Origin of the sequence: Flavobacterium sp. N502536 (genome assembly GCF_025947345.1) — a bacterium.
In the GTDB taxonomy this organism is placed as follows: Bacteria; Bacteroidota; Bacteroidia; order Flavobacteriales; family Flavobacteriaceae; genus Flavobacterium.
This window is the reverse complement of sequence record NZ_CP110011.1, coordinates 1,145,300-1,158,231: the sequence shown is the minus strand read 5'-3', so window position 1 is coordinate 1,158,231 and position 12,932 is coordinate 1,145,300. Positions and strand designations below refer to the sequence as shown.

The 12,932-nt window shown below is 38.8% G+C and carries 8 protein-coding genes; all 8 read left to right on the top strand.

Annotation, left to right across the window (positions count from 1 at the left end):
• Positions 1–2: 2 nt before the first annotated feature.
• The 8 genes from OLM61_RS05200 to OLM61_RS05165 all read left to right on the top strand — a co-directional run bounded on the left by OLM61_RS05200 (position 3) and on the right by OLM61_RS05165 (position 12,839).
• Positions 3–917: a glycosyltransferase family 2 protein gene (locus OLM61_RS05200; RefSeq protein WP_264525379.1), complete on the top strand. Its 915-nt coding sequence runs from the start codon at positions 3–5 to the stop codon at positions 915–917.
• A 9-nt stretch (positions 918–926) separates the two neighbouring features.
• A complete protein-coding gene (locus OLM61_RS05195) occupies positions 927–2,126 on the top strand; it encodes a hypothetical protein (protein ID WP_264525378.1) in 1,200 nt (399 codons plus the stop codon).
• Positions 2,127–2,383: 257 nt separating this feature from the next.
• Positions 2,384–4,213 carry a hypothetical protein gene (locus tag OLM61_RS05190; RefSeq protein ID WP_264525377.1) on the top strand — a complete coding sequence of 610 codons (1,830 nt, stop codon included), beginning with the start codon at positions 2,384–2,386 and terminating at the stop codon, positions 4,211–4,213.
• A 28-nt stretch (positions 4,214–4,241) separates the two neighbouring features.
• Positions 4,242–4,655, top strand: a complete 414-nt coding sequence (locus OLM61_RS05185) for a DUF1842 domain-containing protein (protein WP_263361983.1) — start codon at positions 4,242–4,244, stop codon at positions 4,653–4,655.
• Positions 4,656–4,822: 167 nt separating this feature from the next.
• Positions 4,823–6,289 (top strand): hypothetical protein, encoded by a 1,467-nt coding sequence (locus OLM61_RS05180; RefSeq protein WP_264525376.1) that lies wholly within the window; start codon positions 4,823–4,825, stop codon positions 6,287–6,289.
• A 324-nt stretch (positions 6,290–6,613) separates the two neighbouring features.
• Entirely contained in the window at positions 6,614–10,762 is a 4,149-nt protein-coding gene (locus OLM61_RS05175) for a glycosyl hydrolase family 18 protein (protein WP_264525375.1), read from the top strand.
• Positions 10,763–10,917: 155 nt separating this feature from the next.
• The gene (locus OLM61_RS05170; RefSeq protein WP_264525374.1) at positions 10,918–11,400 is read left to right on the top strand and encodes a hypothetical protein; all 483 of its coding nucleotides are present in this window, start codon (positions 10,918–10,920) and stop codon (positions 11,398–11,400) included.
• Positions 11,401–11,438: 38 nt separating this feature from the next.
• The gene (locus tag OLM61_RS05165; protein WP_264525373.1) at positions 11,439–12,839 is read left to right on the top strand and encodes a hypothetical protein; all 1,401 of its coding nucleotides are present in this window, start codon (positions 11,439–11,441) and stop codon (positions 12,837–12,839) included.
• The last annotated feature ends 93 nt before the right edge of the window (positions 12,840–12,932 follow it).

The following is a 12,932-nucleotide window of genomic DNA, read 5'->3' as shown; positions in this document are numbered from 1 at the left end:
GCATGAAACATACAGTTGTTATACCGCTTTACAATAAAGAGGCGTATGTCTATGATACGATTCGCTCTCTGGCTTTTCAGGATAAAAAAGCAGCGCAGGTTATCATAGTCGATGATTTTAGTACCGACCAGAGTCTTGTTAATCTCAAAGAAGCACTCTCCTTTTTTGCACCACAATTTCTGCAAACAAAGGTTCAGATTATTGAATTAAAAGAGAACAAAGGTCCCGGAAACGCAAGAAATATGGGAATCGAACTGGCAACAGGAGACCTGATTAGTTTTTTGGATGCCGATGATTGTTATGTTTCTTCCTGTTTAAGCGATGTCAGTGCGATTATGGAGAAGGAGCATATAGATGTTTTGGTTCTTGGAATTTTACTAGTTCCTTCTAATTATTATATGCCAAACATTAAATCCTTTGAAAAAGAATTGATTTCCCTTTCGAATGATTTGTTTGTAATGCCTGATCCCTTGCATACCGTTAGTTCTCCTGATTTTATTATGGGTGTGGGCAGCAATGTGGTAGTTCGAAAAAACCGGCTGACGAACATCCGTTACGAGGTTGATGTTTCTTTAAATGAAGGAATCGATTTTTGGTATCGCGTTTTAAAAAATACGCCTGCAGCTTCCCGGGTGGGTTTATTGAACAAAACCTGTATCGAAGTACGAGAGGTTGACGGCAGTTTGTCCCGGATAAGTTATTTGACCTGGAAAGAATTAGAGATTCCCGTTTCAATACAACGGTATCGGGAAAGTACCAATCGATACGATCAGCAATTAATGGGAATGTTATCACAGCGCTGGTTGTCACATGCTATGAAACGATTACCCTCCTGGAAGGAAAAAGGCTTGTTTCTCTTTCATCACGGCAGACTTCTGATAAAGAACAGCTATTATTTAAAAAAACGAACTAAATAAAAACGCCTCATGATGTCTCCAGTTTGTATTCCTGCCCAAATTGACCATGCTGTATTTCAAAATTATTTTGAATTGGCCAAACAGAATCCTTTATATATTGAATTCTACAAAGGAAACGACTTTGCAGCGGGAGCCCCCCTGTTAAGTAAAAAAGAGTTAATGCCGATTTTGAATACCAAATTTAAACTGCAGGATGAAAAAACAGGTGTATATCTTGTTCGTTCAGGCGGAAGCACTCAAAAGCCTTTGGTTTTTCCGGTGGATATACAGGAAAATCACAATCAGCGTCTTGCATTGGCAGCAGCACTTACCAAAAACAACTTTTTTACGGCTGAAACCATTGCCCTGAACATTTTTGGTTATTCCGACATGTACCGCACCGCCGCTATTATGGACGATATTTTAGAGAAATGCCAGGCGACCACTTTAGCCTTAAGTGCACACGCCAGTTATGAAGACATGGAACAGGCGGCGCATCATTTTAAACCCAATTTTATATTTGGAACCCCTTCAAAACTATTGTGTTTTGCTCAGTTTTTACAGGAGAACGACAGAAAAATAGAGATCGAAAACTTATTTTATGCGGGGGAGTTTTTAAGACCTAACACACAAAAGTTTTTACAGGAGCAACTCGGATTTCAACAAGTTTATTCGATGTATGGCTCTGCCGAAACCGGAATTTGGGCCTGGTCGCATTGTACCAAAACACCCTCTCTATTTTCGGTTATTAAAGGTATTATAGTTGAAATTATAAATCCCGATGAAAACGGATACGGTACACTTGCGATTACCAATACCTTCCGCAAAAGATTTCCGGTTTTCCGATATGCAATTGGCGACTTAGGCCGATGGGTAGAGCTGGAGGGAAAATCTTTTCTCGAACTGAAATCCAGAGAAGCCAAATCATTTATAGTTTGTGAGCAGCATTACGATCTAGACCAATTTCTTTTGTTGACAACGGAGACGGATGCTTTTCAGATTCAACTGTCTACGAATGCCTCTTTTAAAGAAGTAGTTCGGATGTTAATCGTGCAAAATGTCTCGGAATATAACAGACAGAATTTTGTCAGCGAAAAATGTGCCGCATTAAAAAAACTACTCAATTATGAGGAATCTTATATGGAAGTTGAGGTTCTATTGGTTACCGCAGCAGATTTGTATATCGATCCCAATACAACTAAAACACCTGTACTCTTAGATTTGAGATAATTCTTTGACAATCAATGTCTTTCGTTGACTTCTAAAAAAACAGTTCTATTCCATTGATTACGTGCTTTATGGATAAAAAAACCAGTCTCATGACATTTTTTTATTTAAGACTTGATAAGCATTGTAATTTTATTCGGCAAAATAAAAAAGGATGATTTTAAAGAGCTATTTGCAACACAATCAGTAAGATATAATCGCTTTTGAAAAATCGGACTAAAGCAAAGAATAAAAAATAGCAACCCCAAAAACTAATTACCATGAAAGATTTATCCTCTTCCACGTCAACCTGCGTGGACCCGATCCCAGATTCGAGATACCCGGTTTTGGAACCTTTTTCAGGCCAGAAACCCCGACTTCCACAATTTTGGAAATGTACCTGTGTACTTCACCCTTTTAGCCCCATACAAAGTAACAGCACCCCTGCGGACCAAGCGAGTCCATTTTTTGAAATTTGTACGGCCACTGTTTATTACGCAGAAGGCCTTGGATTAAATGCTTTGCTGGTAGGCAGTTCCGGAAGAAGATGGTGGTACAGAGTTACGCCAACTCAAACGGAAGTATCTACAGACGGAATTCGTTATACTCCTATAAATCTGGGCTGGAGAATTCCAACTACAGATTGGTTTGGAAATGCAACCGATAAAGCTAAATGTTCAGGAACCAGCTACCTGAACTGGATGAAAGCACAGAAAGTAGACTGGTGGAAAATTCCGGTGGGCAATAGCAATCCGTCACCTGCTACCTGGATGTGGTTTGATCATGGCACCAATTTACCGGTACGTCTTATGTTCGGACAAGGACCTGTTGCAAGGCCTGGTCTGGGAGATGTTAATCAGCTGGCACTTTTTCAAATGTTTTCATTCACCTACTTTTCCAATTTTGACCGCTTACCAAGCAATCCGTTAAACAACCCTTTGGTACTTCCGGCGGTAGAAGGTTTTGCTTTTGGTAATCCGAACCGATACAACCTGTTTACCTGGAATACCAATTTTGGGATGTCCGTTTTTATGACACCAGTCAACTCAGCATTCAATCCGCTGCCTACAAGAGTTTTATACAATTGGAGAGATGCGGCACAATATAAGGTTTCATCCGACAGAAGTCAGAGTACGCTGATGAAATATACGTACAATACTACCAACCCATTTACGGCTCAGCAAGCCCTTCTTACAGGACCTACCCCAGCTGGAATAACACCACCTCCAAACAGTGGTAACGGTTTTTTGATTAATTATGTTGGAAACAAAATAACAGAAGCTATTGGTTTTGCAAGATTTCCATTTCCGCAACAGCCGCCAAACTGGGTTCAGATTCCGGCAGTAAAAGGCAGCATTCAGGCGACTATTACTAGTAATCCTGTACTTTGTCCAAATAATAGAGTGACAGTTGTAGGAGTATTATTTCCGCCTTCAGGAAATAACTACCCGGATTCTACCTATCTGTGGACCTGGTACAGCCCCTTAGATTCAACCGGAAACAGCAGCCGTCCGATAACCTTTATGCAATCACAATCAGGTGTAGGTTTAGGAACCAGTCTTGCTCTGGCAGATTACTTTGATTATGAAGAATTCAAAACGCCAATTCCGCCTTGCAATTTTGCAGTGCCTCCAGTCGATTTTACAGTAAAAGCAAAACCTGTTCCGGGTACAGATTCCTATCCATGGCTTAACACAGGTGTTCGACTGAATGAGAAGAGAGTGGCAACCATCAGGTATGTGGATGGTCTGTGGACGGCAAATCCAAATATCAACAACGGTCAGTTATACAATTCAGCCGGAAACCCAACTTTTATTGAGGCCAAACCCGGATATGCACTTCCAGGTAAAAACGAAGGTGCACTTGTAGGTAAAGTAGGAGACACCGTTTTCTTAATCGGACTCGGAGCAAGCACGCCACCCGGAGTTGTTGGAACATTGGAATTGTGCATCAACGATGATTTAAAAGGAGTGTATGGCGCTGGTCTGACAGACAATAAAGGAGAGGTAAATGTGAAAATAAGCGTTGAAGCTCCGGGAACAAAAATAAAGTTGAATAAAAGTGGAGCAGAACCCACTAAAAAAAACGAGGCGGTCTCTGAAAAGCCATAAGAGTAAGAAAAATCTAAATCAAAAAGTTATGTCAAATTTATTAGCAGGTGCTTATTTAGCAAAAGGCACAATCGGAAATGTTGGAACACCAGGTGCTCCAGTTGCATCATTTAGTTTAGTTGTTGTACCGTCACAACATTCAGTTACAGGTACAGTAGTAATTACTCAGGCGGTAGCCGGTCCTGACAGCCATATCGTGGTTCAGGTAAAAGGTAAAATTTACCCAACAGGATTTGGTGAAGTGACTCAGGTAGTGAGTTTACAAGGACAATATGTTCAGTCTTTCCCTCCTCCGGCAATTGGAGCTTTTTTAGCTGATTTTGATGCTCATTTAGCTATCGATAATGCATGGAACGGAACAGGTGGATTCTCTTACTACGAGCACACTGTTACAAAAGCTCCGGTAAAAGCAGCAAAGAATCTGAAAGAGGAATTGGCTTAGGAATAAAATTTTCCCCAAACAATTCTATACAGGAATATTGAAAATCTGCAAAAAAAATTCCTGTCCTAACTAGATATAAGAGATCGCCTGCCTTAGGCGATCTTTTTTATTCCTTCAAAAGAGCTGCTTTTTTGAATAACCATACAAATCAAAAACAAAACAAAACAATGAAAAAAAAACAGATTATTATTGCCCTGCTGCTTGTTGCAATCGCAGCCAGTCTTGGGTTGTTTTTCTACTACAAGAACAACGACAAAGCGATGGATGGAGTTTATTCTACTAATGCAGCGCCTGATTCTTGTGAGTGTGAGACCAGCTGGTTTCCTCACGAGCAAACACCTGCGCCAAAAGAAGGTGACGGCAGTCCATTTGATTCAGACAATACTACCAATTGTGATTTTCACCAATGGTCCTGGCAGAAATTTTTGTGGCTAACCAAGCCGTTGCCAAGCGGGAATCCTTTTTTCATAGATTCATTGGATATTGTAAGTCCGTTTATGGAGGATGTTGCACCAGAGCTGGGAATAAAACTAACCTTGAGTTCCATTAATCAGGCAGGTTTCAAAGGGGTACTGCTTTCCAATCCTAAATTTAATAAAGTTGCTGATACGGTATATTATTCGATTCACGTGAATAAACTGCTTAAAGACAAAATAATTTCGGCAGCCTCTTTAATCAACAATGGAAAATTGCCAGTTTCAAATTCAGAGACCTTTCCGGTTGGGGCTTTAGAACTAAAAGTTTCCTGGATCAGTATCGATGCCATTGTAAAAGAACAGCAAAAAGATTATTTTACAACTACTGCCGCCGTTAAAAACAGCAAAGGACAATACGTTAAAAAAACGATGGCCTTGTTAGGGATGCATGTGGTTGGTATTGTAAAAAATCATCCTGAATTTATTTGGGCCACTTTCGAACATAAGGATATGGCTCCTGTTTACGATAAGAAAAACAATTCGGTAACCTCAGCAACTGAAAAGTTATTTTATGAAAAAGGTACAGAAAAAGATATCAACGGCATCCGATGGTTACGAGGGGCCACTTCGCCGGTTCTTCCTAACAAAGCATTTATTCTTTATGAATATGGAGTGCCTAAGGATTTAAACACAGGCGACTTTATGGCAACAAGTCAAAAGGAGCCTGCTAATTTTAATAATATCGAGAATATCAATAAATGTGTGGACTCTAAATTGAAAGATGTTTTTAGAAATTATTTTTACAATGGTTCTATATGGCTTGATTTTGATGGAGTTTCTCCTGAAGATCAGGTAAAAATACTTGTAACAAAAAACATTTCAACCGCAACTCCGGGTGCATTAGCCAGAGGTTCTGTAAATCTGGCCAACATTACGATGGAAACGTATACGCAGACTTTTCAGGATGACATACATAAGATTAATAACAGTAATTTAATAAGCTGTTTTTATTGTCATCAGGCTGTCATTACCAAAATACGACCGGGCAAATCACCTTTGTTTTTAAGTCATTTGTTTCTAGATTATTTAGAAATTACAAAACCTACAGGTACTGCTAAGAATGCAAATGTTCTGGGTATCTCACGTGAGAGACGTATTCAGGAGATCGATGCAGCAAAAATGGATCAGCTTGAAGAATTTATTAAAGCTACGAAGTAATAGCTGATTTTATAGTAAAAAAGAGAGGAGGTTTCACCATTGTGAAATTTCCTCTTTTTGCTTTTAAGAAATAAAATAATAAACAGTGCCTGAACCATACGAAAAGGAATGTTTTATTTTTCATAGGGATTGTTTGGTGTTAGTGGTGTAAAAAATAATTCAAAAGTGTTTCTGCAAAGCGGCCTTACTTTTTTGTGGCAGAAAAAATCTCCTTTTTAGACAGTGAGTATTACGGTATGTGTATTTTTCGTTACATGAAACGACCATTTATTACATTTTAAAAGATGATTGTGTCAGTTGATTGTAATTTTGTCAAAAAAAAGTATGAAACGACACTACGATTTGCTGCTTTTTGCGGTCCTATTTCCAATCTTATTATTTTCCCAGCCCAATCATAACAAAAAAATAGTGGGCTATTATGCACAATGGGCTATTTATGGCAGAGATTTCAATGTCTCTAAGATAGACGCGAGTAAGTTGACCCATTTAAACTATTCTTTTTATGGTACAAGTTATGATCCTGCCCACCCGGAGAATACCAAATTGCAATGTTTGGATACCTATGCTGATTTTGAGCATATGGAAGGTGGAATTCCGTGGGATGCCCCGGTAAAAGGGAACTTTTATGACTTGAAGAAGTTAAAAGAAAAGTATCCTCATTTGAAAATTTTGATCTCTGTGGGAGGATGGACCAAAGGTCAGGATCTTTCTCCAATTGCTGCAAGTCCTGTGGCAAGAGCTGCTTTGGCTGCCGATATGGTAAAATTTATGACCACTTATCCGTTTATTGATGGATTTGATATTGACTGGGAATATCCCCTTTCCGGTGGTACAGATGGTACCGAGATTTTGAATGGTGCCACGGTTCCTCCTCAAAAATACCATCCTGATGACAACAAAAATTTAGTTTATTTATTAAAGGCAATGCGTCAGGCGATGCCCAATAAATTAATTACAATCGCGGCCGGGAACAACGTTCGAAATGTATCTAAACAATATCTTGGACCAAATAACAGAGCGCAATACGGAATGACAGAAGATATTTCGACCTATTGCGATTACATCACTTTTTTTGGCTATGATTTTGGAGGAAACTGGTTTGATAAAACCTGTTACAATGCGCCATTGTATGCCAGTGGCAACACAAACGATCCGCTTTATGGTGCAACACAGTCAGAATCATTAGATGAATTAACCACGCAATATTTGAACGTAGTTGGTATTCCTGCCAATAAATTAATCATGGGAATACCTTTTTACGGAAAAAAATTTGATCATGTAGCCAATGACGGAGCCAATCCTAATTTACCCGGATTATTCGTTGACGCACCAAGAGATGTACTTTCCGCCTGTAAAAATGCACAGCCTCCCCTTGGAACCTGGGATACAGGTGCACCATGTGAAAATTCAGGAAGTATTGAAATCTGCGATTTGGTAGGGAATGCCGTAACCACTCCGCATCCTTATCTTGATCCTAATACCATGATGGTTACACCTACGGCAGCAGCTGCGGGCTGGGTGCGATATTTTGATAATACCACCAAAGTTCCTTATTTATACAACTCAAAACTAAAACAGTTTATCTCTTATGAAGACAAGCAGTCGATCGATTTGAAAGCTAAATATATAGCGTCTAAAAATTTAGCTGGAGGTATGGTTTGGGAATTGTCTCAGGATACCAGAGGAGCTGTTCCTAATGCATTACTGAGTCAGATAAATAATTCGTTTAATGTTGCGGTTGAAGGAACTCTGACGTTTAGTGGAGCTGTAAAAATGGGTGCAAATTTGGTTGCGGATGTCACCGTTCAGCTAAAAGATGATAATGATGCCGTGATTCAAACCGTTAAATCTTCCGATGGAAATTTTACTTTTAACAAAGTAGTTTCGGGAGCCAATTATTCGGTTACCGCTTTAAAAGTTTCCTATACTTTTACGCCGGTAAAACTAACAAATGTTATTGCAAACCAGACAGGTATTGTAGTACAAGGTACACAACCTCTTTATACCATTACCGGAACGGTACTAAATGGTACTACGGCAGTTTCCGGAGTAACCGTTACTGCAGCTTCGACAACAGCTAATGTCACTGCGGTTTCAGATTCAAAAGGAGCTTATAGTATAAACAGTTTAACAGCAGGAGCAGATTATACCATTACGGCTGTCAAAACCGGAATGACATTTTCACCGGCTTCTACTGTATACAGTGTGTTAAGTGAAAATAAAGTTTTAAACTTTACGCAAAACGCCACTCCAACTAATAAAATAAGCGGAACGGTTAAAAATGGTTCCGTGCCGGTTGCCGGCGCAAAAATTGAACTAAGTCTTCCCTGGACAGATAGTACACATCCTTATGCTACTTTTGTTGCTGTAACAGATAGCACTGGGAAATATAGTTTTGACAATGCCATATTTTCGGGTTATACAACCATTGTAAGTTTAAAAATGAATGCCTGGGATAACAACTCTGTTGTTTATTACCCTACAGATCTGGCTAATTTGCCAATTCCGGCTTCGTCAAAAGAATACAATTTCAATTCAAGTGGTGTTGCTCCACAAGTGGCCATTACGAGCCCTACTGCTGCAAACCTTGCAATAGTTCCGGGAGCAGCTGTACAGCTTAAAGCAAATGCCAGTATGACTTTTGAGGATGGAAAGACTACATTGTCAACGGTTGTATTTAATGTAAATGGTATAAATATTACAGGAACGCCAACAACAGGTACAGAGTATGCGGCAACGTGGACACCGGCAACAGCTGATTTTAATAAAAATTACACTCTAAAAGCTACAGCTACAGCCTCTAATAGTACGACAGCTGAAAATAGTTTTCCGTTTTATTTGCAATGTTCAGGTACAGTATGTCCAAATGTATTGCCGGAAATTACCTGGGTCACACCTGCATCTAATACCATCAATCAGGCTTCCGGTTTTCAGCCCGTTTTAATAAGTGTAAATGTTACCGATAGAGATGGAACAATTTCAAGTGTTGCCGTAAATGTAAACGGAACTTATTTTCCTATGATAAAAGGTTCCGGAGATACTTACAGCTATACTTTTACTCCTAACAGCTATAAAGAATATCCAATAATTATAAAAGCAGTTGACAATAAAGGCGACGAAAAATTATTGAATCAGTCTATTACTATTGTGAATTCAAAATTTAATCCGCTGCCATCTAAAGTTATTTTAGGTTATGCGCAGGAGTGGGAAAATACAAGTGCACCATTTCTGTATTTTAGACAAATGGTAGACAAGAAGTATAATGTTGTCGTTTATTCCTTTATAGAAACGGTTAACAGAGATGGATATACTCCACTTTTCGTCGTAAATGAACCTCGATATTATACAAACGGAGTATTTGATCCGCAATTGTTAAAAAATGATATCAAAACCCTGAGAGATAAAGGTATTCCGGTAATCGTTTCAATTGGCGGACAAAATGGTCATGTTGAACTAAAAACCGTTGCTCAGAAAAATATATTTGTAAATGGTATAAAAGCGATTATCGATCAATATAATTTTGATGGAGTGGATATCGATTTTGAAGGCGGCTCTATGAATTTTGGAGCAGGAGCACTAAAGGATTTTTCTTATGCTGCCATTTCGGCCTACCCAAAACTTAAAAACGTAATTGATGCTTTCAAGGAATTAAAGGCCTATTATGGAACAGGTTTTATTTTAACTGCTGCTCCGGAAACCTATTATGTACAGGTTGGATATTCGGTTTATGGAGACGGAGCCGGTTCTTTCTTACCTGTAATTCATAATCTGCGTGATGAATTAGATCTTTTAATGGTACAATTGTACAATACCGGATCTGTAAATGCTTTAGACAATAAAGCATATTCTCAGGCTACTCCCGATTTTTTGGTGGCGATGTCTGACATGATGATGAAAGGATTTAATGTAGCGGCTACAGGATTTTATTTTCCACCACTACCAGCTTCTAAAATAGTTATTGCAATTCCGAGCTGCCCTGATGCTGCGCCGGCCGGAGGATATCTAACACCCGAAAAAGGCATTAATGCTTTTGACTATATACGATTTGGAACTACATTTTCCGGAAGAAACTATACCATGAAATCTGCTTTGCAGCCCGGAATAAGAGGTGTCATGACCTGGTCTATCAATTGGGATGCCAGTTGTGGCAGTGGATACGAGTTTTCTAATAAGTACCATAACTACTTTAATAAATCGCTTTCAGTTGATGCATTCGATAAAACAGCTGCTAACAATATAACTGCTTATTTTAAAAATAACGCATTGGCAATAGCGATACATACTGAAGCAATAGACATTGACCATGTTGAGGTATACAATGCTCTTGGGCAAGCTGTACTAAAGTATAAGAATGTTCAAAACAACAGAGAGTTATTGCTGGAGGATAGAAGTTTCTCTGCAAAGCAATTGTTTATTGTAGTTGTGACTGATAATCAGGGACACCGAAAATCATTTAAGTTAATTAATCATTAAACGTAATACAATTTAGATTTTAAAATTCCTTTTTTCTTTTTTTAGAAAAAAGGAATTATGAAGTAGTTTTTGGTACAAGAAAATTAGCTAAAGCAAAAATCGATTAGGAAGAAGAAATCGATTATTTGGCTTTTTTTCAACACAAATAAACGATTATGAATTATTACAAAATACAAGTTTTCTTCATTATATGTTTTTTATTTGTTGGCCATGTTTATTCTCAGGTAACTTACGAGTTTTGCATGACTGGTAAGTATGGAAAAACAATTGTTTTGGATTTTAAAGTGCATAACAATACCACAAAAGCAATACCGGATTATACTTTTGTTTTCAATTGGCCGGGAATTTCTAATGCTGTAATGTGGTCCGGAATGGACGTGATTCAGAATGGGGATAAGGGGATTGTCGAACTTAAAAAAAACACCTGGGGCGGTGACCTTCCGGTTGGAACAACTACGTTCAGTATTAATATGACGTATGAACCGGGAATGTTCCCTCCTGATGCAGGTACTTTGAATGGTTCTCCGATTAAAGGTATCACCTGTTATACACCTCCGGCTTACGAGAATTTTAAGTGTATGAAGAAATTAACAGACGGGTGTATGCTAAAGTCTGTCAGTAGCGGGGACACGAAATAAAAATTGGGGAAGGAAGTGTTTTTGCCTGGGGTGTTCCGATGCAGGTATACATCCCTGAGAACAGAAAAGGCTGGGCAATCGGAATGGCGGTTTCACATTCCTTATTTACCAATTTAATGGGCTTTGATGCCATGAGCATTAATGAATATTTTGCAACTGCTATTCAGGAATCTAATGCAGGTTGTGAAGGAAGTAAATTGATAGCCCCCAGTTGGGTAACTACTAAATATCCGAGTCTTGACACAAAAGCCCCGATTTTTTGTTATGATCTTAGCGGAGGAGTTGCAGTAGGATATTTTCAGCAGGAAATGGGAGGGAGCTGGACAGAATTAGATGCCAATTATCCCTGTTTTATTCCTTTTGTAAAAAAAGATCAATTTACATCAACTCCCAGTGTAGGTTCCAGCTTTGAATTTCAATCGATTGTTAAGGCTTATCACGATTACCGAAATGTGGCGTACTGGCAGTACGTGAAGTGTTGGAATCCCATCGATTTTTTTAAAAACTCAAAAGATCCTTATGCTGCGGTCAAAATAATTGCTTTGGCTTACAATCAGGGGATGAACAGTGGTGCTTTTGAACCTGTTTTTGTTAAAAACCGTACGGCTGCCGTTGCTGCAACAAATTTGATGGATTACATTTCTCCGGCTTCACCTAGTGGTCTGGATCGTCTTTATGCCGAACAAATCAATAGAATAACAAAAGTACTGGATAATAAAGCTTCGGAAATTAACTGGAATGATGCTGCTGTTTTTGGGGTGACTGATAAAGGAGATCACAGTTTTAGGGATTTTTATGATGCGCAGTACAATTGGTCTGATGTAGAAGATTACATCAAAAAAATAGCGCCTTTTTACAAAGCTTTTGGAGTGGATGAAAATAATTTTCTGGCTGAAATTAAACCTGTTTTTGATAAGATTAATGGAGGAAAATCAATCTCTTTCAGATATCAAATGGGGGAGGTTATAGATGCAATAGTACTTTATTTACCCGTTTTTGATCCCAAAAAAGGATTAGGGGAAATTTACGGTGCTGTGGGGGGAAATGGTTGTTTTGCTCCTGCTGCCAGAATGGAAGGGGAAAATGGCACTTGTTTAGACGAAGCAAAGCTAAAAGTTTATTTTTCCGGAGAAGCACCCTATTCTTTTTCTTATAAAAGAACAGATGTATCTCCTGAAGTTGTGTACCCGGAGATTACAACCTCAGTGAATCCTTATATAATAAAACCGGTGCCTGACGGAGTATATTCGCTTGTTTCGGTGAGAGATAATACAAGTGCAGGAGAGGTAGTTTGTACGCCTGTAGAAATAAAGTCTAACAGTGCGATGGCTACTGCCAGCTTAGTGAAATATGGTGATACTCTTTGTTCGGGTGCAGGTGCAGGCATACAGGTTCAAATTACAAGTTCAGCTTCAGGACCCTTTACAATAGAATATTAAATTGACGGAATACTTCAATCTCCCGTAACCCTAAATAGTACAGGTTTACACACCTTAGTAACAGCTCCGGCAAAAGAAGGAACTTACCGACTG

Excerpts from the sequence above, each read along its gene's own strand:
- OLM61_RS05170 (WP_264525374.1), top strand. The coding sequence starts at position 10,918 with ATGAATTATTACAAAATACAAGTTTTCTTCATTATATGTTTTTTATTT.
- OLM61_RS05185 (WP_263361983.1), top strand. The coding sequence starts at position 4,242 with ATGTCAAATTTATTAGCAGGTGCTTATTTAGCAAAAGGCACAATCGGA.
- OLM61_RS05175 (WP_264525375.1), top strand. The coding sequence starts at position 6,614 with ATGAAACGACACTACGATTTGCTGCTTTTTGCGGTCCTATTTCCAATC.
- OLM61_RS05180 (WP_264525376.1), top strand. The coding sequence starts at position 4,823 with ATGAAAAAAAAACAGATTATTATTGCCCTGCTGCTTGTTGCAATCGCA.
- OLM61_RS05190 (WP_264525377.1), top strand. The coding sequence starts at position 2,384 with ATGAAAGATTTATCCTCTTCCACGTCAACCTGCGTGGACCCGATCCCA.
- OLM61_RS05195 (WP_264525378.1), top strand. The coding sequence starts at position 927 with ATGATGTCTCCAGTTTGTATTCCTGCCCAAATTGACCATGCTGTATTT.
- OLM61_RS05200 (WP_264525379.1), top strand. The coding sequence starts at position 3 with ATGAAACATACAGTTGTTATACCGCTTTACAATAAAGAGGCGTATGTC.
- OLM61_RS05165 (WP_264525373.1), top strand. The coding sequence starts at position 11,439 with ATGCAGGTATACATCCCTGAGAACAGAAAAGGCTGGGCAATCGGAATG.